Genomic DNA, 23655 nt, shown 5'->3' with positions numbered 1-23655 from the left:
CTGTTTATGCGGCTTTGCGTGCCTTTGTTTTACATTGTTCTGCCATTCTTTCGACCATACGGGAATAAAGGACCGCCGATTGCAGCATATTCTTGGCTATATAGTCGCAATCTTTTTCACTTAAAAGTTCCAAGAATTTTTGACCCTCTTCATAGTGATCCTGATCGACAACCGCATGCACTCTTAAGTGCACCGTCGCTTTTTTTCCGTAGTGTTTTTCAAGCACTTCTAAAAGCTTAGGCCCGTGGAACTTCGCTGCGCCTTCAAGCAAGAAAGCGTATCCACAGAGTGAAAGTGGATTTTCAAACTCGATCCAGTAATACTGCAATTGACGGATCATCTCGGTCTCTGGCAGCTCGGGATATTGCTCCAGCTTACCGCCCATGTTTTCTAAATCTTTTAAAGGCATGAAATCGTGATTCAGTTCCTCTTGGATATGGTGAAGCATGGCATAGTGATGATCGCGATCATCCACGGGCAGGCGAGCCGCTGAAAGAGCCAAAAACTTTGTCGTGTGGCGAATCAGATAATAAGTCTGCGCCAGCCAGTTTTTATAAAAGTCCGGATTGTCCCAAGGGCAATCCATGATTTTGTCACCCAAGGCTTTGATTTCGCGATCCATGATCGTAGCTAATTGTTTTTTCTCCATACGTCCCTCATTTGGTTTAAGTTGAAAAATGACTAAGCAATTTTTAAATGGCGTTTTTTAACAGGCTGATCACTGATGAGATCAGTGTGGTTGATTTTTGCATTCCAAAGTTCGTTCACCATTTTGGCTAAAAACGGGTCGGAGAGCTCTTTGGTTTCTGTTTTCTTTAAGAACAATAATTGACACGGATATTTTCCGCGCATGATTTCGCCCATCGGGCGCATGCCAAAGCGTTGGGCTTTTTCATGAATCTTATAATCCATACGAGCGACGGCAAGCAGGCCATCCCACGGGGACGCCTCAAAGGCCTTCATGCTGAGGGCGCTAATAATATCGGCGACCTTAAAGCCGGGCTTGCTTAACTGGTAAGAAGTATTCACCCCTAAATATTCAAGCGACATATAGGTATGGGCCCCTTCGGCTTGAAACTTTTTAACGAGCTCAGGCGTGAAGGGTTCCATATAGCGATGCTCTAGGTGAGAGCTCGCGCGGTCGTCAAATACGCTGTACATGTGGAAGGCTAAGACTTCGTCAGTCTCCACATCCTTTAGGCAGGTGATGACTTCGTTGCGATAGAAGTCGTCCGTATGCAAAGACTCAAAGATTCCGTCGTAAACTTGTTTCCAAGTTTCATATACCTGATTGGTGAGTTTCGCTGTTTCGTCAGTAAGTATACGTGGGTTGAACAGATAGTACTGATACTTCATGAAATTCCCCCAAAATGTTCAGATAGAAGCTTTTCGGGAGTATTCAGCTTTGTTTGAAGAGCAGATTTGATACGGACTTAAATTTAATGTTTCCGTACTTAATTGGTGCGTATGAAAAATGGAAATTTTCAAAAAGTACTAGGAGAGAAAACCGCTTTTCTCTCCTAAGTTAGTACATTAGTTAGATGCGACAACCATGTTTGCACTGTTAGAAAGCTTTGCGTAGATCTCGCCGTAGTTTTTCATCACGCGAGAGTTGTATTCCGCAGGCTTCATGTTTTTCGCAAGAAGGCGGCGCACATTCAGCGGTCCCATATTATAGGCGCTTACGTATTTAACCGCTTTTTTGTCAAACTTTCCACGAAGGTAGCTCATGTAAGCCAGACCGATGCGGATGTTGGCAGAAGGATTTTCCAATGTCTTCTTACCATTCCAAGGAAGTTTGAATTTTTTCGCAATCCACTCTGCTGTATCCGGTTTGATTTGCATCAAACCGATTTCACCAAAGCGACCCAAAGCCAACGGATTAAATTTACTTTCTGTTTTGATCACTGCCAGAACAAACACAGGGTCTAAATTGTGTTTCGCTGCTTCAGTAATAACAGTGCGAGAGATATTGCGTGCTTGGCCTTTCCAGCGCGGAGCCAAAGAGCTTTGCACTTTATCGTAAATCATTTCATTTAAAGTCGCAGTGCCTTCTACTTTTTGAGCGCTGCTACCTTTATAGTCTGAACCTAATAGTTCTTTCGCGTGCGAGATGCGAGAAGCTTCATTCACGCTTTCGATACCGATCTTGTTCACGGCAGGCCATTGAACGAAATCGAAGTTATTAAAAAGAACCAACGTGAGCGTTGCGGCTGCTATCACTTTTCCTGTATTGAGATGTTTCGTTTTCATAACCGCTACCTCCTGATGTAAGTAGGTAAGTTCAAGGGTCATGCCGTCGGTGTAAGCTTTTGTTTTTCTTGGATTCTTAGAATGAAGCGCCTATTAAAGTTGATTGGTTTGAGCTGGCTTGGAGGGGTGTCAACCAATGTGTTGACGGTGTCTGATCATTGGTTAGTCGTTCTAGGACGAATTCTCTTTTCGAGGCGTTCTTGGTGAGACGCTTCGTTTGCCGTGGGGTTCGCTTCGGGCGACGGCTTTGGGTTGTGGGAGGGGCTTGCTGGCTATCGTCTCTTCGCGAGGCACGCCATCCGGGCTCAATCGCCGCCGCACTTCGTGCGGTTCGCGCCGTCGTGGCGCCGGCGAAGGCCTCGCTTCGGACGATATCCAGCAAGCCCCTCCCACAACCCAAAGCTGTGCTGATGCAAATGTCATCGCTTCGAAGGGTCTTGAAGATTGTTTGATTGAGATTGCTTATTTGACTAGTTGGTCAGCGCGGTTCGTTTTGGAAATAAAAAAAGCCCTTCTGTTGAAGGGCTTTTTTGTTTTCTTTTTTAGAATAGATATCTTCGGTAGGCTACGCTGCTGACTATTCCTAGGCCGGCCATGGTGGTTAGCATGGAGGAGCCTCCGTAGCTTAGGAGTGGTAAGGGGACGCCCACGATGGGGAGGAGGCCTATGACCATTCCTATGTTTACGAACATGTGCCAGAAGATGTAGCACAGGACGCCGACGGTTAAGAGGGCTCCGAATTTGTCGCGGGCGTTGGTGGCTATTCTGATTCCTGTGATGAAGAGGAACGCGAACAGGCCGATGACGGCGATACTTCCTACAAAGCCGTGTTCTTCGCTAAGTACTGAGTAAATGAAATCGGTGTGGCGTTCTGGAAGGAATTCTAGTTGGGACTGAGTTCCTTTCATGAAGCCTTTTCCGAAGAAGCGGCCGGAGCCTACGGCGATTTTGGATTGGATGCTGTTGTATCCTGTTCCTCTCGGGTCACTAGCTGGAGAAAGGAAAGTGAAGATACGATTTTTTTGGTAGTCGTGCAGGACGAACTTCCATGCGATTGGAAGGGCGATGATTCCTAGAACGATGATTGTTGCTAAGATGCTCTTTCTGATTTTTGCAAAGATCAGCATCGATCCGCCGATTGCCGCTAGCATCATCGCGGTTCCTAAGTCAGGTTGTTCAACGACCAAGCCGAACGGGATTAAAAGAGCTATCAAAGGTCCGATCAACTCTTTCAGTCCCATGCCGGGGCCATGAGTGTTTCTAGTAGCTAGGATTTTGGCCATCAACATGATCAGTGCTAACTTCATTGTTTCTGAAGGCTGATAGCGGAAGAATCCAAGATCAATCCAACGTTGAGCTCCCAAGGCTACTTTACCGAAGAAGGTTACGTACAGGATGGCTCCCAGATTAAGAACGTAGACGATCAGGGCGATCCTGCTGACGACGGAATAATCTAATAAAGTCACCACCAGGAATACTGTCCAACCAACGGCCAACCACATGATTTGTGAAATGAACAGCGAGGCCACGTCGACCGTTGTCGGGCCGTGAGTGGCGCTGTACAGATTGATAAGGCCGATCACATTCAACGCCAAGATGACGATGATTAAGTTGATATCTAATTTTTTGAAGAGAGTTCTCTCTTCAACGTGTAACGACGTAAACACCCTTATTCTCCTTCTGCAGGTTCAGGGATGGGGCCGGTTGGAGCTGTGGCGCGTTTTTGCCCTTTAGCTTTCAGCGCGGCTTCAATCACCTCAGGATGATATTTTTCAAAGTAAGCTTGCACGATATCGCGAACAATCGGGGCGGCTCCCGTACTTCCGTGACAAGAGTGCTCTGCTAAAGCGGCAATCGTAATTTCTGGATTGTCTGCCGGAGCAAAAGCGACGAACCAACCGTGGTGGCGCATGTGAATCGGGCGGCTTTCGCACTTCGCGTAGATTTGATCTGCAGAAAAGCCCATGACCTGGGCCGTGCCGGTTTTACCAGCCATCTGCACGCCAGGAACTTTCCAGTGTTTCGCTGTTCCGCGGTCACCATTGGCCACGCGACGCATACCTTCTTTCACGACTTTGAAAGTCTCTGGAGAAATATGCACGCCGTTGGGCTGAGTTTGTTGAAGATCGCGCACCACTTGCGGGAAGTTTTCGCGCAAGACTTTTCCGTCCTGATCGATGATCTTACGAACCAAGAAGGGCTTAACAACTTTTCCTTCAGTACCGATCGAGTTGTAAGCAATCGCCATCGATAAAGGTGTCACGTTCACGAAACCTTGCCCGATCGCGGTACTTAAGTTTTCACCCGGTTGCCATTCTTCACCGACAGTGGCTTTTTTCCACGCAGAATTCGGCATAGTTCCAGACACTTCACGAGAAAGTTCAATGCCGGTTTTTTGGCCGATACCCAGAAGGCTGATGTAATCAAACATCTTATCTACGCCTAACGCGATACCCATCTTATAGAAGAACACATTCGAAGACCTTTCCAGAGCCTCATACACCGTGATGTTACCGTGACCACCTTTTAAGTGGTCATGGTAAGGACGGCGTCCAAAGTAGAATACACCCGGTGCACTCACAATCGTTGTCGGGGTGATCACTTTTTCTTGAAGTGCCGGCACCGCCACTAAAGGCTTAAATGTCGAACCTGGAGAGTTGTGATCTTGAATAACTTTATTACGTAAAGGTTTAAATGGATCGTTGATCAAACGCGACCAAGTCTGCGCCGAAATCCCTGTTGAGAACTCATTCGGATCAAAAGAAGGAGTGCTGACCCATGCTAAGATCTCGCCATTGGTTTTCATCGCGACCACTGCGCCAATACGATTCAAAGCCATGAAGGATTTGAAAGCGGCCTCTTGGATGTCGCGGTCAATAGTCAGAACAGCGTTGTTACCGTGAACCGGGATCAAGTCTTTAATTTGTTCACCGTAAATATTTGGTGTCTGCGTGACAGTTTCACGTCCGTGAGCATCGACTTGAATAAAGCTGACACCATCTGCGCCGCGAATGTCTTTTTCCAGGGTCTCTTCCAAACCACTCTTACCGATGATATCACCTTGTTCAAAGAGCAGCGTGCCTTTGTAAAGCTCGTTCAGAACAGGGAGCTGACGTTTCGAGATCTCACCGACGTAACCGAAAAGTTGTGCGCCATTATCTCTAAGAGGGTAGTAGCGCACGATGGATTCGCGGATCTCAAGTCCTGGCGTATCCAAACGCATGCGTTTAAGACGGAAGACTTCCTCGCGGCTTAAGTTTTCTTTCAGACGAATCTGGGCAAACGGTCCGTTTTGACGACGGCTCTTCGTCACTTTCAAAACGACTTTATCTGGCTCCATGCCTAGCACGGGTCCTACAGTTTTAGAAAGCTCTTCTAAGTTCTCAATATATTGAGGAGAAAGAATCGCCTCAAAGCCCGGCAGGTTTTCCACCAGAACTTTTCCGTCACGGTCCAACATCAATCCGCGGGGTGCGGTGATCTTGTTTTGCTTGATACGATTTTTTTCCGAGAACTCACGAAGCTCATTTCCCGAGATCACTTGCAAATACCACAAGCGGATCGAGAAAATAGTCAGAGCAAACGCAATAGCGATGTAAAAGATTTTATACCGGCTGTGGTACTCTTTTGCCTCATCCGGATTACTTACGTAAGTACTCATAACTCCAATCCCCCAGGCTCGTGCATCAATTCATCCTGAGTGATCTTGTCGATTTTTGCTAAGATCCAGTACATCGGAAAGGCAAATGAAGGAGTAAGAACAATCTGTACCAAGCGATCAACAATCTCAAAACTCGCGGGATTTTTTTCTAACACCATCGAAGAGAAGAAATAAATCAGGTGATAGGCGACGGCTGAGAATCCGCACATGATTGTATAATATCCAGAGCCACTCCAAAAGACGCGTGTTTTGATCGCATAGACCAAAGTGAAGAGGATGACGGAACTGATCCACATCATCTTTAAAGGCATTGCTGTGAACGACAGCAAAATGAAGCCCATCGCGTAAACGGTGAGGATGGCCGGGAACGGTTTACGATAAAGGATCACATATACGATCAAGTTCAACCAAAGTAGAGGGGAAGGAACATTCCCAAAAAGTTCGAACCAGAAAGTTGTTTGTAGTCCCGCCACCAAAATTAAAACCGCAAATAATACGAGAAAATTCAGAATAGCATTCCAGCGGATCTTCACTGTGGTTTCTCCTCTGGCTTTTTCGGAGCTTGTGCCGGAGTTGCCGCCGGCGAAGGTTTCACCGCAGGCGTCGTTGCGGGTTTTACCGCCGGACTTGCAGAGGGAGTCGGTTTTGCTGTCGCCGCAGGGCTTGCTGCCGGAGCTGCCGTTGCCACATTAGCGGCCTCAGTTGTTTCGCCTTCGGTTGCGGCTTGCGGAGCGTACTTGTCTCCGAAATCTTCAGCCGCGGCAGAAAGAACTACAAAAACTTCTTCGACCTTATAAGGGTCGACAACGGGACGCAGATCCACTTTCAAACTCACACTGAAAGTTTTCTTTTCGACGGATTCAACAACCGCCACAGGGAAACCTTTTGGGAAAATATTATCCAAGCCGCCCGTGACGACCATGTCGCCTTCTTGCACATCTTCAGTACGCTCGACGTATTTCAACTGCAAGGTGCTGGTGTATTGACTTTTACCTTCGACGATACCGCGCGCGCGCGTTCTTTGGATCAAACCATCAACTACGGCGTAACGATCCGTGATCAACATCACATGCGAAGTGAAAGGTTCAGGTTTAAAGATGTAACCTAGAACACCACCTGTCGTGATGACAGCTTGGCCGGCTTTCAGGCCGTCGTTAGTTCCTTTGTTGATGGTGACGGTGTTGTGATCAATAACCAAGTCGCGACCAATCACTTGCGCGGCCATCAAGCTCATTTTCGTTTGCTCTTTAAAAGTCAGCAAACCACGCAGACGATCGTTCTCTAGAAGAAGCTCGTTCATTTTTTCCAAACGCGCTTGCAACTCGTTGTTCGTGCTTTTCAATTCTTCGCTGTGTTTTTTGATATTGATAAGATTGACGTACATGGCGGTTGTATCAGTGACACCATGACTGAAGCCGTAAAAAGTTTCCGACACGGCGCTAGCCAACATCGTAAATGGTTTCGAAAGCCAGTTTGATTCCTGAGGTCTTTGCTGCATGTTGATAGAGATCAGTGGCAAAGCCAAAACAATCCCGATCATCACAAGTTTCTTGAGATCAAAGTTGAAAAAGTTCAAAGGTTCCCCTCTATGCTGTGTATGGTTACCGCGATTTCTGAAAGTGCGTCCTCGTGGTAATATTCAAACGCTAGTCAAAAGAACCAATTATTTCAACAATTTCCCCTTGAAAAAATGCAAAATTCGTTGGGTAATGGAACCGCTTTCAAAAGTTGTTTAAGGAAGGATAAAAGTTATGAGCGAAAATATGGCTGATAAAATGAAGAGAAAACTCTCTGGTAAGAGTGTGACAGCTATCATTCTCTTTGGCGCGATCATTCTGGTATTCGTGTTTTTCGGATTGCCGGGCCCTATGGGCGCAGGTGTGGGATCAGTAGCGCGTGTGAACAACAGCCTGATCTCTCTTGCCGACTTCCAGCAAGAGGAAAACCGCATTCAGCAGTACTACCAAAACCTCTTCGGAAGCCAGATGGACTTTAGCTCTCAGCGTCAACTACTTCGTCAGCAAGCTTTGGAAAACCTAGTGCGCATGGAGCTTGTGTCACAAGCTGCACAGAAAAATGGCATTCTGACAACAGACGCGGAAGTAGCGAACTTTATCGTTCGTGATATTCCGTTCTTCCAACAAAATGGTCAGTTCCAACGTGAATTCTACAGCCGTTACCTTGAATCCACTCGTTCAACTCCAGGCGATTTTGAAAACAAAGTGCGTAAAGATATCGCAAACGTGCGCACGCGTCAGATGTTTGAGTTGGCTGCAAAACCAACAGCTGTCGAACTTAAAAAGATCCAAGAGTTGAAATCTCAAAAGATCAACGTGATGTTCGCTCGTGTTGATTCGGAAGCGGCGACAAAAGCTCTTTCTAAGGAAAAAGCTGACGCAGCTGTGAAAGCTTTGGACGAAGCCTTGGCTAAGGGCGACGAAGCTGCCGTGAACGCGCAACTTAAAGAGTTGAAAGCAACTTGGGAAGAAACAGGTTTTGTTGAACTCAGTGCTGAAACTTTCCCAAAAATCACAAGCTCTGTAGCGACAGAGGCCGTTTTCGAACTTAAGAAAACTGAGCCCTTGTTGAAACGCCTGGTTCGTGATGGCAACGCGAAGTACGTATTGAAATTAAAAGAGACGAAAGTAGAACAAGTTTCTGCCCTTGAGCCAATGGCTCCAGAAATGCTGCAAAAGCGCCGCGGTGACGGTATGTTTGAAGCCTGGGTAAACCAATTCCGTTCTAAGTCTCATGTGACTATGAACACGCAAGCTTTGCAGTTGAACTAATGCTTAGCTTTGTTCGTGAAATTCCAATAAGCATAGTTATCGAAGGAGCCCTGTCAGCACGACGGGGTTTCTTGTTTTATGTGTCTGCGGGATTTCATGCGCCGATAAATCCACTTTCTGGCATGTCAGCGGATTTGGTTTTGGTTGATAAGTGGCTAGGTGAACTGAAGAGTCATTTAGAGTCCAAAGCCTGGATGGCTGAAACCGAAATTCTGAATCCGACGTGGGCATCCCTTCTTGCAGAATCCAGAAATTTTCTTTCCCAAAAAGCCGATGCGGCTCAAGTAAAACTTTATAGTTTGAACTTCCGCGAGGAGCGCCAATGGGGTTTTTCTTGGGATACGACTCAAACTTTGCTGCAGGCCCGATTTTCATACGCTCACTATCTTGAGTCTTTGCCTCTCGACGGTAAGTTTGAACTTTTAAAACTCAACTTTATTTGGAAACACGATAGCAAGAACAGTATCAACCAAGACGACTATCGCCATGAAGGCTTTAAGCTATTGAAATCCGCTTCGAAAAAAACCTCGGATGAATTCCTCAAAGAAGTGGATTCGTGGGTGGGGAAAATGCTTCCTTCACAGAGTTTCCTGGAACAGGTGAAAATAGAATTTTTAACTTCCGGGCACAGTCTTATTCTTCCCTAAGGAAGCTGCGTTTTCCGCGATAAAACTCTGCCAATTAGTCGCCCTGTCTCAAAGTTAGACAGCCGTTTTCAAATTAAAAAGCTGCTCGCCTTTGTATGGAACTTGAATAAAGGACCATAAGACTTTTTGTCTGCGAGGAACGTGATGACTCTTTCAAAGATGTTAACTCTGGGTTTGCTTGTTTTAGGTGCTCAAAGTGCGCGTGCGGAAATGTACTTTTCTGCCGATCCGAATCCTCCGCGATTCTGCTTACAAAACTTCAATGCTTACGGTCCGATCTATGCTTCTAAGGTCGAAGAGCGCACCGAACGCATGACAGGCTTTCTTCAATCCATCCCTAAATGTGATGTGGTTCATTTACAAGAAGTATGGAACGAAGGCCATATTCAACAAATCGAAAACAATTTGCATCGCCAATACGAAATCAGTGCTCCCAATAAAAAATCACGTATCGGCTTGATGTCACTTTTCATGGCGGACGTGAAGGGGAGTCAAACGGAAGACTTTCAAGTCAATAACGAGGGCGGCGTCCTGGATTCAGTACGTGTCGCCTTTAATGTCAAAAAAGCCTATCACGTCGTTCGTGCCGGATTTTTCGGTATCGATGAAGATTTCTTTTTCTTAAACACACATCTTCACCCTACGTCTCCTGCCGTGCGCTTGACGCAAATCCTGGATATCTTGCGCTGGAGATTAAAGCACCAAAATGAAAAGTTAGTTTTATCCGGCGATTTCAATGCCGACATCGATAGCGTCGAAAGAAAGTTCCTGATGCTAACATTGGGTGCTCATGACTCTATGGAAGAATCTTTTGGTGGAGCCTATCCAAAATCCTTCTGCACGTACTGCACGGGAAACCCCTTGGGCTGGATGCTGAGCGATCACACATTTGACTATATCTTCTTCTCCAACGTCGGAAATTCAGGAACGACTTTAAAAGCTCTTGAGGGCGAAGTGAACATGCGCGGAACTCCGCGCAAACCATGGTCCGACCATTTCGGCGTTCGCGTGAAGTTTTCCGTAGAGCCCACGACGTCTGTGGTCGAGGCAAGCGACATCGAAAGACGCCGCACCGAGGCCCTAGAAACTTTAGCGGTCGCGAGCTACATCCTTCAACAAGAAGACGCCAAAGAATTCGAAGGCTACGCCCAAATGATCAACGAACTTTCAACCCAACTAAAAAACCGCCAAGGCACATTCAACACCTACTTCGAAAAATACCGATAGGCACCTCTAGTCGAGGTGTTTTGGGGTGAAAGCTTCGGGGAAGATTTCTGGGAAGGCGAAGGTCTTCATTTTTCCTTGAAGGTTCGCGGTGTGAATCAGGGTTTGTTCGGTCGCGAATTCAGCGATGACTTGACGGCAGAATCCACACGGAGGCCAGGGTTTTTCAGCGTCGCTGACGACTAAAACTTCTTTCACTTGTTTCGGAGCGCCTTCGCTGACAGCTTTAAAAATGGCCACGCGCTCAGCGCACACAGTTCCGCCGAAAGAAGCGTTTTCAACATTGCATCCAGAATAAATAGAGCCGTCTGCCATTAAAACAGCGGCGCCGATAAAGGCACTAGAATAAGGGGCGTGAGCTCTTTTTTGAGCATCACAAGCAGCTTCGAAAAGTTTTTTTTGAATATCAGTCATAGTCCTAAATTCTCTAATATTTTGCTGAGTGCGATCAAGGGTAAACCTTGAATGGCGGTGAAATCCTGGCTTTCGATTTTATCAAAAAGCATGATGCCGTGCTTTTCAATTTTATAACTGCCAGCGCAATCCGTCGGCATATCAAGTTGCACGTAGCGCTCGATCTGTTCGCGCGAAAGTTTTTTCATATGCATGCGCGTGATGTCAGTATAGGGGATCATCTTGTCACCATCAAACACGCAGATCGCTGTGATCAATTCATGCGTCTTACCCTGCATGGAAAAAAGCTGTTCGACGGCTTTTTCTGCCGTGTGCGACTTGCCAAGAATGCGACCTTCAAAGGCCACCAGTTGATCGCCTCCGATCACAACGCGGCCGGCCCCTTTCAGGCTGTCTGCTTTCAACATCGCCAGCTTTTCTGCAAGATGTTGAGGGGAAAGGCTAGGATCCTTCTCTTTTTCTTCATCAATCAAAGGGGCGGTTGCGGTGAATTTGTAAGCCAAACGAGAAAGCAGCTCTTGGCGGTATTTCGATGTACTTGCGAGGATCAATTGTTTTTCTGCCATAGGGCTTCAACTATATGTCAAAATAGCTGTAAAAACTATAATTTAAGAGCCAACGCGATGAAATTGGGGTAAACAGTGGGTCTCTGGAATAACCTGATTTCCAGAAGAGAACTGAAGAATTGTATGACTAAAAAAACTCTGCCCGATGTGGCTAAAGAAACTCACGCTGAAAAATACGCTCCGATTGACTGGGTAGGAATGGGTTCGATTGAATTGCCTTTGTTGCTTCGTCAAACCGATGGCGTGTATCGCATTCCGGCTCGCGTGGATGCAAAAGTCAGCTTAGATAAAACTCCTTCACGTGGCATTCATATGTCGCGTTTGTATCTTATCACTCAAGAAACCTTGTCGAAGAACGAAATGTCTTTGGGTCTTCTTGGTCAAACGACGGATGAGTTCCTGCGCACGCATGAAGATCTTTCGACGCAAGCTTTGGTGCAAGTGCAGTTTGAAGCTCCGCTCGTACGCAAAGCCTTAAAGAGTGCAAACCAAGCTTGGCGCTCTTATCCCGTGATTCTTTCTTCATTCAACAAGGAAGGCGCCAAGAATTACTTCGTTGAAGTGGTTGTGACCTATTCAAGTACTTGCCCGGCTTCAGCGGCTTTGTCTCGTCAATTGATTCAAGATAGTTTCAAACAACAATTTGAAGAGCGCTCTTTGGATTTTGACGTCGTTCATTCTTGGTTGGGAACTCCGCAAGGGATCGTCGCGACTCCGCACGCGCAAAGAAGTTTTGCACGTGTCAAAGCAGAGGTGGGACCGAACTTTAACTACGGCGATTTGATTGACGTGGTTGAAGAGGCTCTGCAAACCGCCGTTCAAGGTGCGGTGAAAAGGGAAGACGAGCAAGAGTTCGCTCTTCGCAATGGTCAAAACTTGATGTTCTGTGAAGATGCGGCTCGCCGGGTTAAAGAAGCTTTGGATGTCAAAGCGGAGATTCTGGATTACGTTGCTGAGTTCAGCCACGTCGAAAGCCTGCATCCACATAACGCCGTTTCTCATATATCTAAAGGTAAAAACCTTCGTACTTTCTAGGACTTAGGTTGTTTTTCTTGAAAAAACTGCCAGGTAATTAAGAATCAACTGAAAATGATTCTTAATTATTTGGACTTCTGAGGGCACTTCTCCTATAAATGGTCGTTCGAGGTGCCCATGGGTAAAGACGCAGTTCCATTTCTTCCAAGACAACATGATGAAGACATCGTAGTTCATACGGAACAATTTGATGAGCCCGAGCTCAAACGTATTATCCGTGCCTTGAATCTTAAAGTTACAACTCAACGTATGGCGATTCTAAAGGCTTTGCACGATGGCCGCCGCCACGTCACAGCTCAAGAGCTCTATGAAAAGCTAAATAAAGATCATCCAGATATTGGTTTTGCGACAGTGTATCGTTTCCTTCGCACTCTGACAGAGGGCAGTTTCGTTACGGAAGTGCGCATGGGCGGATTGCCAGCGCGCTATGAGCTGACTCCGAAAGGTCACCACGACCACTTAACATGCGTGAAGTGCGGAAAGATTTGCGAGTTTGAAAACAAAGCCATCGAAGGTCTTCAAGAAAAAGTCGCGCATCAGTTCGGCTTTAAGCTGACCCACCACATTTTAGAGCTGTACGGTGTATGTCCGTCCTGCCAAGCTAAGGTTTAAACGGCGGTCGATGAAAAAGGCCCGTTCGACTTCGTTGTCGGCGCTTGTCCTCGCTCCGACGTGCTTCTAGCACGCCTGCGCTGCGGGAAGCACCTCCGCCTTGCGCCCGCACCTTTTTGATCGACCTTAATTTTGTATAATGACTGTGTCTCAAAGTGAGAATTACCGTCGCTATACTAGGGAAACTTCAATAATTTTATGGGTTGGGGTTGCGAAGTGTTTTGGAAAGTCCGATAGGACTTTTGATGCGATTTCTGAAACAAGCCCTTATTTTATTCATCGTGTTTTGTCTTGGTTTCAAGGGTGGGGATATCGTTGAGCTTGAAGGATATTTCAACGCTCGTTACTCTGCGAATTTTCTAAAATCCACAAAAAACGTAAAGTTTGTGATGCCGCCTGGAACGCGTGCGCGTATCGAAGAAACTAAAAAGTTTAATTCTGGAAATTACGGTTTGAAAGTGGAACTGACATCCGGCCCTCATAAGGGCGAGTCCGTCTGGGTTTACTACAACACCGCAAACCCATCGATGAAACTGTATCCGGGCGAAAAAGAGATGAAGCAGAATGCTTCGACAGAAACTGTGGAAGTCGCGACGCAAGTGAAGACGACAAAGGAAACGCCGGCGCTGCGTGTTCCCGCTACGGAGACTGCAGAAAAAGTAATCGAAAATGTGTCTCAAGCCAATCGTGTCGTGCAAGAGCAGGGAAAAGCGGGTGGACCTTGTTCAGACTGTGAAGTCGCGCAACTAACCACACGTGGAGAATCTGTCACTCCTATCGGCGCACCTGAAGGCTTAGCTAATTGGACGGCAAAACCGACGCAAGATTCTCCGGTGATCAATCCACCGACGCGCACCGTGAATCCTTATGGATTGCGTTCGGTGCGTTGTTCCTCCAAACAAGGCGGTTACGACGTTTGTTCCTATGGCGATGATCCGACGCCGGGTAAATTTAAATTCTATAATCGCGGACCGAATAAAATCGTGAGCAGTGGTGAGTCGCGTATGCGTGAGTGGAGTTTTGATTTTGAAGCGGGGGCCCGTCAAAGTCTTGGTTTTTCGATCAGTGATATGCCGAATTCCACGATCAGTCAGACACAAGAAAGTTATATCGTGCTTTTGCCGCGCAAAACTTTGCCGCACATCCGTGTGGAAGGAAATCAGCAAATCGTCACGTTGCCTACCGGTGAAACGGTGACATTCAATACTCAAACCAAAGAAGTTATTGGTGGTGTGCTTTCAGAAACGGGCGCCTTGACCTCGGGAGGAAAGGCCTTAAACCCCGCAAAGATCTCTTACAGCGGTAACGGCGTGATGGTCCGCGTGGATCGCGTTGGAGAAGAACCGCGCCTTCAACGCAATGGCACTGCGACAATCAGCAAACAAGGTCGGTCCTGCAAAGTACCCGTGGTGGATTTGTGGCCCGATCAATCTAGCAGCTCCTCGGCTCGCTTTAAATACTTCTCGGACTCTGATTTTGACGCTTATATCAAGCGCAAATGTGGGTTTGGCTTATAATAGAAGCACTGCATTTCAACGACTGGCCCTTGCTGTTCTTCACCCCTCATCCTAGAATGAGGGCTTATGTCGCATGCTGAAGAAGACGGAATCATAGTAAAAGGCGCCAAAGAACATAACCTCAAGAATGTCAGTGTGACTATTCCCCGAAATAAGATCACTGTCTTCACAGGCCTCAGTGGCAGTGGAAAGTCGTCTCTGGCTTTTGACACGGTCTACGCTGAAGGACAGCGCCGTTATGTGGAAAGTCTTTCGGCCTATGCGCGAAACTTCCTTGAACAGCTAAAAAAACCCGAAGTGGATTCGATCTCGGGATTGTCGCCAGCTATCGCCATCGATCAAAAGTCCGTCAGCACCAATCCTCGATCGACGGTTGGAACCGTGACAGAGATTTACGACTATCTTCGTTTGCTTTATGCAAAAGTAGGTATTCCTGAGTGTCCTATTCACCATATTCCGGTCAGCAGTCAGACTCCGCAGCAGATTATTGAAGATGTGATGAAAAAGAGCATGGGTACAAAGTTCTATGTTCTAGCTCCCATGGCCTCTGGAAAAAAAGGGGAGTTTTTAGCCGAGTTCCAACGTTGGGCAAAAAAAGGTTTCGTGAAGGCCAAGGTCGATGGAAAGATGATCGATCTTGATAAAGCCACTAAATTAGCGAAAACCAAAACCCACGATATCGACTTGGTCGTTGATCAATTGATTTTGAAAGATACGCTGAAGCTTCGGTTGGCTGAAAGTATCAATACTTCACTAGGCATGGCCAATGGCCGCGTGATCATTGAAACTTTGGATGGCGAGCGTACGGCTTACTCTTTACATTCGGCCTGCCCTCAGTGTGGATACAGCTTTCCGGAAATTGAACCGCGTATTTTCAGTTTCAACAATCCTCGTGGAGCCTGTGAGACCTGTAACGGGCTGGGCACTTTGGATTTGGAAGAAGAAGAACAGTTTTCTGATTCCGAAGTCGGTGGCAAGAAGCTTGATAAGGTCGTATATAAATACAAAGGTAAAAAGACTTCTGACGAGGATGATGAAGAAGGCGAAGAGATGGTTCTTAATGCTTGTCCTGACTGTAAGGGGACACGCTTAAAACCAGAAGCGCTGAATATTCGCGTAGGCGAAAAAACAATCGCAGAGCTGGCCGATTTAAGTTCGGTAGAATTGCGCGAATGGATTTCTAAAATCAAATGGAAATCCAAAGACCAATTGATTGCTGAAAAAATCGTGAAGCAAATCGTGTCACGCTTAGATTACTTGGTACGCGTCGGAACGTCTTATCTTTCCTTAAGTCGCCCGGCTCGAACTCTTTCGGGTGGTGAGGCACAACGGATTCGTCTGGCGACTCAAGTCGGTTCTTCCTTGATCGGCGTGCTTTATGTAATGGATGAACCGAGTATCGGTCTTCACCCCAGAGATCACCATCGTTTGTTAGATATCATCGGAGAGCTCAAAGACCGAGGTAACACCATCTTACTAGTCGAGCACGATGAAGACACGATTCGCTATGCTGATTTCGTTGTCGACTTAGGACCTCGCGCGGGTGTTTTAGGTGGCCAGATGATGGCACAAGGAACACCTCAAGAGTTAGAAAAAAATCCGAACTCCTTAACAGGTAAATACCTTAAAGGCGACGTGCGCATTCCTATTCCTAAAGAGCGCCGAAAAGGGAACGGTGATTTTTTAAAGATCACCGGAGCTACAGGCAACAATCTTCGCAACGTGGATCTTTCAATTCCGTTGGGAACTTTCACCGCAGTTACCGGGGTGTCAGGATCAGGAAAAAGTACGCTGATCATCGACACTCTTTATAAGATTCTGGCACAACACTTTTATAAAGCTTTGGCGCAACCATCGCCTTATAAAAAGATAGAAGGCTTGGATAAAATTGATAAAGTCATTGATATCAATCAACGTCCGATTGGTCGAACGCCTCGTTCAACACCAGCGACGTACGTCGGTTTGTTCCCGATGATTCGCGATCTCTTCGCCAATCTTCCCGATTCTAAGTTGCGCGGTTACGAACCGGGCCGCTTTAGTTTTAACGTGAAAGGTGGACGTTGCGAAACCTGTATGGGGCACGGGCAGATTCGTGTTGAGATGCACTTCTTAAGTGATGTGTTCGTGACCTGTGATACATGCCAAGGCCGACGTTACAATCGCGAGACTTTGAATATTAAGTATAAAAATAAATCCATCGCCGATGTTTTGGAAATGAGTGTGGCGGAAGCGTTAGAGTTTTTCCGCAATCACACCCAGATCTATCGCAAGTTAGAAACTTTGCACCGCGTGGGTTTGGATTACATGACCTTAGGTCAAAGCTCGACGACTCTTTCTGGGGGAGAAGCGCAACGGGTGAAGCTTTCTAAAGAGCTTTCTCGTCGCGGCACCGGCAAGACGCTTTATATTTTGGATGAGCCTACAACCGGATTGCATTTTGATGACGTTCGAAAACTTGTAGAACTGATTCAAGAGCTGGCGGATGCCGGCAATACTGTTCTCGTCATCGAACACAATATGGAAGTGGTTAAAACCGCCGACCATGTGATTGATTTGGGACCGGATGGTGGTAAAGGCGGCGGTTTGATTGTCGCCACTGGCACCCCAGAACAAGTTGCCAAAGTTTCAGGCAGCGAAACAGGTAAATTCCTAAAACCCGTTCTTAAATAAGGCTTGATTCTTCGCCCAGAATCGACGAATTTTTGGAGCATGAAATACTTCACAGGCTCCTTTGCATTTACGATTCTGGGACTTATTGCGTCCTATTTTGTTGGTCACTATTACGGCGGTACAGTCGGCGCAGGATTAAGCGCTCTTTTCATCGCTTTCATTTTGGCTATCCTTGAAATTTCTCTTTCTTTCGACAACGCGATTGTTAACGCCGTCGTACTTAAAGAGATGACTCCGGTATGGCGTCATCGTTTTTTGACGTGGGGGATGTTGATTGCCGTTTTCGGCATGCGTTTGGTGTTCCCACTATTGATCGTGACCTTCATGGCGCATGTCAGCCCTTGGGAAGCCTTGGTGATGGCAGCAACAAAACCAGATGATTACGCGCAGTTGATGTTAGGGGCGCATTTGGAAGTAGCGGCCTTTGGTGGTGCCTTCCTTTTGATGGTGGCGTTGAAGTACTTCTATGATGAAAGCAAAGACTTGCACTGGATTCCAGTGATTGAAAAGCCGACAGCTTACTTGGGAAGTAAAGTCGAAGCCATCGAAGTGGCGTTAAGCCTTATTATCTTAGCGATCATTTCCCAATTCCTTCCTGATGATGAATCTTTGCGCTTCATCAAAGCGGGGATGGCGGGTCTTATCACTTATGTGATCGTCGATGGTATCGGTTCATGGCTTGAAGCTTCAGATGATCAAATGAAAGACGTGCATAAAGCAAGTGCTGGTATGTTCTTATACTTGGAAGTTCTAGATGCTTCTTTCAGTTTCGACGGTGTTGTCGGAGCATTCGCGATCACGCACAATCTTTTCATTATCATGATCGGTTTAAGTATCGGTGCGTTCTTCGTACGTAGCTTAACAATCATGTTCGTAGAAAAAGAGGCTTTAACGAAGTTTGCATTTTTAGAACATGGTGCCTTTTACGCGATTGGTTTATTAGCCATGATCATGTTATCTGATCCGTTCTTACACATCCCCGAGTGGATCACCGGACTGAGTGGTGGAGTCATCATCGTGACTTCATTCATCTGGTCTTTAAAGAAAAACGAAAAACAGCTTAAAGCTCACTAGGTAATAAAAAAAAAGGCTCTTAAACAGAGCCTTTTTTATTTTCTGAAACGGCGGCTTTTTTATTGGAAGGATCAAGCCAAATCTGCAACACAGAGGCAATCATGATCGTGATCGCTCCAAGGGTTTGAAACAATGAAAGTCTTTCGTTGAGAATCAAGAAACCGAAGACCGCCGCAAACGGGGATTCTAAAAGAAAAAGCATGCTGGCCGTGGAATCCGAAAGCACTCGTTGAGTTCGCACCTGCAAATAAAACGCGATAATACTGGAACCCAATCCCAGACAAAGAACACCCAGCCACGGAGTCCAATCTACCGGCATCGGACTTCGCTCTTGAGCGATGTACAAAGGCATTAAAGCTAGCAGACACCAAAACGATTGGAAGTTATTAAAGCGAAACGCATTACCAACACGATTTGAAATCTTCCCAATGTAAATAATATGAAACGCGGCAAACACCGAGCAGCCGATGGTCCACAGATCACCGGCATTAATGCCGGAAAGATTCGCGTCGACCAAAATAAAAGTTCCTGCCAAGGCCAAACCCACGATCAAATAGTTTTTCAATGTCGAAGGCGCTTTGAAAAACCAAGCATTCAGCAAAGGCACGATGATGACGTAAAGACTGGTCAAAAATCCACTCTTCGTCGCGGTTGTGTATTTCAAACCGATGGTTTGCAGTAGCAGCATTCCGCCTAAAAGAAGTCCGGCGGGCAGGGCGCGAAAGAGCTCTTCACGAATTGTGGTGAAGTTAGGTCCCTTCGCAAGCAGATAAAAAACTTCACCGACGATCGCGGCGATGATGAAACGAAAAACCAGGGTTTCTGTGGGGGTAAAGGCACGCAGTGCCCACACTGTGGCGATAAAGCCGAAGCCCCAAAGGACTCCGGCGAAAATCAGCTCTAAGGCCGCGCGATTTTTAGTCAAACGCTTCGGACCAGATGCGAGTTTTATCGAAGCCGTCGATCTCAAGAAGTTGATGCTTCACTTCCTTGATCATGCCGCCGTTACCACAAAGATAGAACGTCGTTGGAATGTTTTTATAATCAAACTCCGAAATGAAGTTTTGCACGTAGCCTTTTTTGCCTTTCCACTCTTCGCTAGGGCGGCTTAAGACAAATTCAAATTTGAAATCAGGAAGCTCTTTCATCAAAGCTTCGACTTCTTTTTGGTAGTACATGTCTTTTTCAGAGCGCACCCCAAAGAGCATACGATAACGAAGATTTGGATACTGTTCTTTTTTAGAAAGTAGATAGCAGATATGTTGAGAAAGACCCGTGCCTGTATTCAAGAACACAATTTGTTCCGTTGGCGGCTCTTGGAAGAAGACTTTTCCGAAAGGACCTGTGAAGTTTATGAGTTCGCCACCTTTAAGAGCCCATACAAATGTCGAGGCCACACCATTTTCAACGAACTTGAAAAGCAAACGGAAACCGTTCTTGATTCTGTCGTCAGAAGCGATGGAATAAGCTCTTAAAATCGGTTTTGCTTCCCCTTGCGGCACATTTAGCATCACGAATTGACCCGCTTTAAAGGTAAATTCCCCCGGTTCCTCGGTTTTTAGCACCAATTCTCGCACGGTCGGGGTGTGATCGATAATTTCCGTGACTCTCATGTGGTAGACTTTGCGAGCGGAAGACATAAGGCTCCTTCAGTTTTAAAAGGTCTTAATAATCCGAAAATCCCAGACAGTCCAATATTTTAGCTTGTTACAAAACCTCGCATTCAATAAAATTTAGTAAGTAACACAGCAATGAGGTATCTACGTGAATATTGCGCAGCATCTGGTCTTATCCCTTGTCTTGTCTTTTACAACGTTCGCGCAGGCTCAAGAGACTCCGGCTCCTCAAGAGGCCGCCTCTCAGCCCCCCGCAGAAACTCAGGAAGAGATTCCTGCTCCACAAAGATCCCTGCTTAAAACAGCAGCGACGCGGGAGTTCAACAAAGCCCTTTACTTCGATCAGTTGGATAACGGCGTCATTCTGCCGCCTTTGGAGCTGGAGTACGACTTAACGGGCGCGAATGGAAAGCAATTGAAAATCGGGAACGTGGCCCTGCATGAGAAGAACTTTTTCTTCGCGCTTTTGCCACTGGGTAAGACACATTCGCAAATCAATCAAGTGCTGAGCGGTGGTGATGCCAATAAAGTCATGCTGTTGATGTCTTGGCCGGACAAGTTAATGACTCACGGAACGATCGAGATGATCTCAAGAACGGGAACAGTTCTTTGGAGTCATACTTTCACGGAAGCGGATCATGATAAATGGATTAAACAACTTGAAGAGTGGCGCAAGGACCTTATTGGAAAAGGTGTTGAAGCAAAACAAATCGGTCGTTCAGGAATTTTTGGAACGCAGTTTGGTTTAGACGCCAGAGCCGCAAATGCGCCTTTTTGGGGACAGAAAGAATCTTTCCGGTTCTGTGTGACTCAATCAGACGGTCGTAACTCGACAAAAATGTGTTCGCAACGTTACGGTACGAAGTCTTCGGGGCAAAACGTAGTGATGGGTAAAGTTCGTATGGACCCAACACCAGCGCGCGTGCTTGTACAAAATGAAGAAGCTCCGTTGAAAAACTCCGTTGCTGTCGGCGCAGATATGCCAGCCGCTTTCTTTGCTGAGCTTGCAAGTGGTGAGTCATATGAGTTTGTGACATTGCCGAACAAGCTTCAGTTGATGGATATCTCAGACACGAAGAAACCAACGGTGCTTCGTATCGTGGGTTACGATACGCGCCCTATGGGGCGTTCGGTGATCTTGAATCCAGATCAATACAGTGCTTTAACGAAACTTTTGGGTTTTGAATCCACGATCGGTGATCCAAGAAAATTTTGGGCGGCGGCCGTAGCTAAGAATGATCCAAAAATTTATCTTCCAGGTCAGGGCGGGGGCGTTTTCAAACAACGTTTTGAGCTTTCAGAAATCCCTCGCGCGCAGGCTCGTGTTTATTTAAATAGACGTGCTCCGACCGGAACTTATATCGACGGCATCAAGTTAGAGGGGCGTAAACAACCTGTTGCGGATATTTCTTCAGAACAAAACTCCGTCACTGTCAGCGATAAAGATCCAGCATCTTTCGTTTGGAATTTCAAAGCTACAGAGCGCGGTGCGATCAATCGCTCGTACTTAAATGTAACGATGGACGGAAAGACTTATAAGTCTTTCTATGAAATCTATAAAGGCTTCCCTCGTGAGTTTTCAGGTCGCTTCACGGGTGTCCAAGCTTCGGGTGAATTCATCGTCATGGGCGAAGTGGCGTACAACCAATGGTTCGAAGATCTCTTTGGTTGGACGAATTATTGGCTTTCTCGTCAACGTTGGGGTTTTAGTGCGAAGTATTTCCAATCCTTCAATCAATTGAAAGTGGATGATGCGGGTAATACAGCTCCACTCAGCGTTATGACAGTGGATTTAAAATACCGTGCAACTCCAGGTTTGTGGGGCCGTGACGAAACGGTGGGTGGAATGCTTTCTTATCAAAGCGTGACCTTCGATCAATTGAAGGCTCCTATGTTAGGGGTAGGGGCTTTCTGGGCGCGTTCTATGCCGAAGGTGTTTGATGATCTATTCAACTTGCTTCCACTTCTTCGTTATCCGAAGTGGGTGGATATGGAATTCATCTATTACATGAACTCGATGGATTCGAATGTGGAGCTGAATTCGTCCATGTCTCTTAATTTCCACGGTAAGGTTCTGTGGTCAGACCGCTACTTCGGTGAAGCCGGTTTTGGTATCAAACGCTACGGTTTCACGGATTCTTCTTTGAATCAAAAGGCCGAGTTGAACACGTTCTATGGAACTGTCGGTCTAGGTATTAACTTCTAATAAGTATCGAGAACATTACGGAAATTCAAAGAACACCTGGCTTCCAGGTGTTCTTTTTTTTTTGCCCGAACGCTAAGAGCCCCGCAGAAATGTCACCTGTTTAGATCTTTGACAGCTGTAAACGTCTTTATCAGTTCTCCCAGTGGACGGGGATTTGCTTATGTCCCAATCGTTGTCATGAAAGGAACGTCAAATGCGAGCACTTATGCTGTTCTTCCTCTTTATTGTGGGATTATTTTCTTCTCTTGTGGTTTCTGCGGAGCAAGCTTTCGCGCAAACCGATAAAACTAAAAACATCTCGAAGGCGGCACAGTCTCGTGTGATCAATGACTCACTAGTTGAAAATCTTCGTTGTTCAACTCTTTCAGTAGACAATATCTATAAAGCCATTCGCGCGGATGCGTTTTCAGAAGAAAGAAATATGCCCGTGACCAATTGGCCTTTCCGAAGTGGTGTCGCGACGATTGCGGGCTGCTGGGCCCTTTCGAGCACTCAACGTATGGTCTCTTACTTAGCTCGCTATAACACGGTTGGAGCGCAAGCGATGAGCGTTCGTGTGCCCGTAATTTTGGATATGGTGCGCGGGAATAAACTGGTTGAAAATACGAGAGACAACTCCAATGCCCCTTACGATACAAGACCTGCTTCTTACTCCACTTTTGCGGTTGAAGGAAACACTCTGAAAGCGACAAATACATATAACGGTCTGTGGGCCGAAATGCGTGACGGTTATGATCAATGGATCAGCGGAGCTCGCGTGCGCCGTAACTTCACCGATGAGATCGAAGCCAATCAAGCCAATCGTTTCTTCCGCTTCGGTAACTTGGGTATGACATTCAAAAGTGGTGAGCGCTCTGTAAAAGCCAACTGGGCGACAATGGCACAACTTCTCAAAAACCTGAATGGCAAGCGTTTGACTTTGATGAATCTGCGTGTGGAAAGAACAATCCAGCACGTGGTGATGGTGAAGTCTTATAAGAAAACAAAAAGCAATGTCTATGAATTCACAGTTTACGACTCAAATCAGCCTTCTCGTGACGTTCTTCTGTACTTCGATGGAACGAGTGGACAATTTTATTCTCCAGCCATTGTTGGCGGCTTTGTTTACCAAAATGCGTCCCGTCCTGTCGGAGCATTTATCGTAAGTGAAGATGAGCGCGCTCCATTGGAAAAAGCGATGCTAGCGCACTACAAGGGTCAATGTAGATAAACAGAACAGACCTATAAAAAGTTCTCAGGTCCCTGAAGTCCTCAGGGACTGATCTTGGGTGAGAGCTTTTTAAGCAATTTTGGAATCAAAACGAAACCATCTTACTGGCCCGCTAATTGCTAAATTCGCGGACGGTGCTAGAACACGAATTTTTGACCCTA

Annotated in this window: 21 protein-coding genes; 10 read left to right on the top strand and 11 right to left on the bottom strand. The window is 46.4% G+C overall.

Going from position 1 to position 23655, the window contains the following annotated elements; all coding sequences use genetic code 11:
- Positions 1 to 4: 4 nt before the first annotated feature.
- From ACLWBD_RS10920 to mreC, 7 genes are all read right to left on the bottom strand, one after another.
- Positions 5 to 649 carry an iron-containing redox enzyme family protein gene (locus ACLWBD_RS10920; protein ID WP_413568192.1) on the bottom strand — a complete coding sequence of 215 codons (645 nt, stop codon included), beginning with the start codon at positions 647 to 649 and terminating at the stop codon, positions 5 to 7.
- A gap of 32 nt (positions 650 to 681) precedes the next feature.
- On the bottom strand, positions 682 to 1356 hold the full coding sequence (locus ACLWBD_RS10915; RefSeq protein WP_063204434.1) for a hypothetical protein: 675 nt from the start codon (positions 1354 to 1356) through the stop codon (positions 682 to 684).
- A gap of 177 nt (positions 1357 to 1533) precedes the next feature.
- The gene (locus ACLWBD_RS10910) at positions 1534 to 2253 is read right to left on the bottom strand and encodes a lytic transglycosylase domain-containing protein (protein WP_063242692.1); all 720 of its coding nucleotides are present in this window, start codon (positions 2251 to 2253) and stop codon (positions 1534 to 1536) included.
- A 542-nt stretch (positions 2254 to 2795) separates the two neighbouring features.
- Positions 2796 to 3920, bottom strand: coding sequence for a rod shape-determining protein RodA (gene rodA / locus ACLWBD_RS10905; RefSeq protein WP_413568191.1), 1125 nt, complete (start codon positions 3918 to 3920; stop codon positions 2796 to 2798).
- A gap of 2 nt (positions 3921 to 3922) precedes the next feature.
- Positions 3923 to 5914, bottom strand: coding sequence for a penicillin-binding protein 2 (gene mrdA / locus ACLWBD_RS10900; protein ID WP_413568190.1), 1992 nt, complete (start codon positions 5912 to 5914; stop codon positions 3923 to 3925).
- Positions 5911 to 6447: a hypothetical protein gene (locus ACLWBD_RS10895; protein WP_063242687.1), complete on the bottom strand. Its 537-nt coding sequence runs from the start codon at positions 6445 to 6447 to the stop codon at positions 5911 to 5913. The genes mrdA and ACLWBD_RS10895 overlap by 4 nt, the downstream gene beginning before the upstream one ends.
- Positions 6444 to 7490 (bottom strand): rod shape-determining protein MreC, encoded by a 1047-nt coding sequence (mreC, locus tag ACLWBD_RS10890; RefSeq protein ID WP_413568189.1) that lies wholly within the window; start codon positions 7488 to 7490, stop codon positions 6444 to 6446. The genes ACLWBD_RS10895 and mreC overlap by 4 nt, the downstream gene beginning before the upstream one ends.
- Before the next feature lie 175 nt (positions 7491 to 7665).
- On the opposite strand from mreC, the gene ACLWBD_RS10885 reads away from it, so the two are divergent.
- The 3 genes from ACLWBD_RS10885 to ACLWBD_RS10875 all read left to right on the top strand — a co-directional run bounded on the left by ACLWBD_RS10885 (position 7666) and on the right by ACLWBD_RS10875 (position 10577).
- Positions 7666 to 8703, top strand: a complete 1038-nt coding sequence (locus ACLWBD_RS10885) for a SurA N-terminal domain-containing protein (RefSeq protein ID WP_413568188.1) — start codon at positions 7666 to 7668, stop codon at positions 8701 to 8703.
- Positions 8703 to 9350: a hypothetical protein gene (locus tag ACLWBD_RS10880; protein WP_413568187.1), complete on the top strand. Its 648-nt coding sequence runs from the start codon at positions 8703 to 8705 to the stop codon at positions 9348 to 9350. Before ACLWBD_RS10885 ends, ACLWBD_RS10880 begins: the two co-directional genes overlap by 1 nt.
- Before the next feature lie 144 nt (positions 9351 to 9494).
- Positions 9495 to 10577: an endonuclease/exonuclease/phosphatase family protein gene (locus tag ACLWBD_RS10875; RefSeq protein ID WP_413568186.1), complete on the top strand. Its 1083-nt coding sequence runs from the start codon at positions 9495 to 9497 to the stop codon at positions 10575 to 10577.
- 6 nt (positions 10578 to 10583) lie between these two features.
- Here the strand turns inward: ACLWBD_RS10875 and ACLWBD_RS10870 are convergent, their stop codons facing one another.
- Positions 10584 to 10988 (bottom strand): cytidine deaminase, encoded by a 405-nt coding sequence (locus tag ACLWBD_RS10870; RefSeq protein WP_413568185.1) that lies wholly within the window; start codon positions 10986 to 10988, stop codon positions 10584 to 10586.
- Positions 10985 to 11554, bottom strand: a complete 570-nt coding sequence (locus ACLWBD_RS10865) for a Maf family protein (protein ID WP_413568184.1) — start codon at positions 11552 to 11554, stop codon at positions 10985 to 10987. The genes ACLWBD_RS10870 and ACLWBD_RS10865 overlap by 4 nt, the downstream gene beginning before the upstream one ends.
- 123 nt (positions 11555 to 11677) lie before the next feature.
- Here ACLWBD_RS10865 and folE2 point away from each other — a divergent pair, with 123 nt between their 5' ends.
- The 5 genes from folE2 (at position 11678) to ACLWBD_RS10840 (ending at position 18462) form a co-directional block, all read left to right on the top strand.
- Positions 11678 to 12589 (top strand): GTP cyclohydrolase FolE2, encoded by a 912-nt coding sequence (folE2, locus tag ACLWBD_RS10860; protein ID WP_413568183.1) that lies wholly within the window; start codon positions 11678 to 11680, stop codon positions 12587 to 12589.
- Between the two features lie 117 nt (positions 12590 to 12706).
- On the top strand, positions 12707 to 13201 hold the full coding sequence (locus tag ACLWBD_RS10855) for a Fur family transcriptional regulator (RefSeq protein WP_063204421.1): 495 nt from the start codon (positions 12707 to 12709) through the stop codon (positions 13199 to 13201).
- Between the two features lie 245 nt (positions 13202 to 13446).
- The gene (locus tag ACLWBD_RS10850) at positions 13447 to 14718 is read left to right on the top strand and encodes a hypothetical protein (RefSeq protein ID WP_413568182.1); all 1272 of its coding nucleotides are present in this window, start codon (positions 13447 to 13449) and stop codon (positions 14716 to 14718) included.
- Positions 14719 to 14784: 66 nt separating this feature from the next.
- Positions 14785 to 17388 carry an excinuclease ABC subunit UvrA gene (gene uvrA, locus ACLWBD_RS10845; RefSeq protein ID WP_413568181.1) on the top strand — a complete coding sequence of 868 codons (2604 nt, stop codon included), beginning with the start codon at positions 14785 to 14787 and terminating at the stop codon, positions 17386 to 17388.
- Positions 17389 to 17427: 39 nt separating this feature from the next.
- Positions 17428 to 18462, top strand: a complete 1035-nt coding sequence (locus ACLWBD_RS10840) for a DUF475 domain-containing protein (RefSeq protein WP_063204418.1) — start codon at positions 17428 to 17430, stop codon at positions 18460 to 18462.
- Between the two features lie 19 nt (positions 18463 to 18481).
- On the opposite strand, the gene ACLWBD_RS10835 is transcribed toward ACLWBD_RS10840, so the two are convergent.
- Together ACLWBD_RS10835 and ACLWBD_RS10830 are read right to left on the bottom strand one after the other, a co-directional pair.
- Complete coding sequence (locus ACLWBD_RS10835; protein WP_413568180.1) at positions 18482 to 19432, bottom strand: DMT family transporter; 951 nt, start codon at positions 19430 to 19432, stop codon at positions 18482 to 18484.
- Positions 19380 to 20102 carry an FAD-binding oxidoreductase gene (locus ACLWBD_RS10830; protein WP_413568179.1) on the bottom strand — a complete coding sequence of 241 codons (723 nt, stop codon included), beginning with the start codon at positions 20100 to 20102 and terminating at the stop codon, positions 19380 to 19382. The genes ACLWBD_RS10835 and ACLWBD_RS10830 overlap by 53 nt, the downstream gene beginning before the upstream one ends.
- Before the next feature lie 124 nt (positions 20103 to 20226).
- Between ACLWBD_RS10830 and ACLWBD_RS10825 the strand changes: the two genes are divergently transcribed.
- Together ACLWBD_RS10825 and ACLWBD_RS10820 are read left to right on the top strand one after the other, a co-directional pair.
- Positions 20227 to 22284, top strand: a complete 2058-nt coding sequence (locus ACLWBD_RS10825) for a hypothetical protein (protein ID WP_413568178.1) — start codon at positions 20227 to 20229, stop codon at positions 22282 to 22284.
- A 193-nt stretch (positions 22285 to 22477) separates the two neighbouring features.
- The gene (locus ACLWBD_RS10820) at positions 22478 to 23494 is read left to right on the top strand and encodes a hypothetical protein (protein WP_063204415.1); all 1017 of its coding nucleotides are present in this window, start codon (positions 22478 to 22480) and stop codon (positions 23492 to 23494) included.
- The last annotated feature ends 161 nt before the right edge of the window (positions 23495 to 23655 follow it).

This window comes from Bdellovibrio sp. HCB117 (assembly GCF_047305915.1).
GTDB lineage: Bacteria > Bdellovibrionota > Bdellovibrionia > Bdellovibrionales > Bdellovibrionaceae > Bdellovibrio > Bdellovibrio bacteriovorus_B.
The sequence above is the reverse complement of the archived record's forward strand: the minus strand, read 5'-3'. Positions and strand labels throughout refer to the sequence as shown.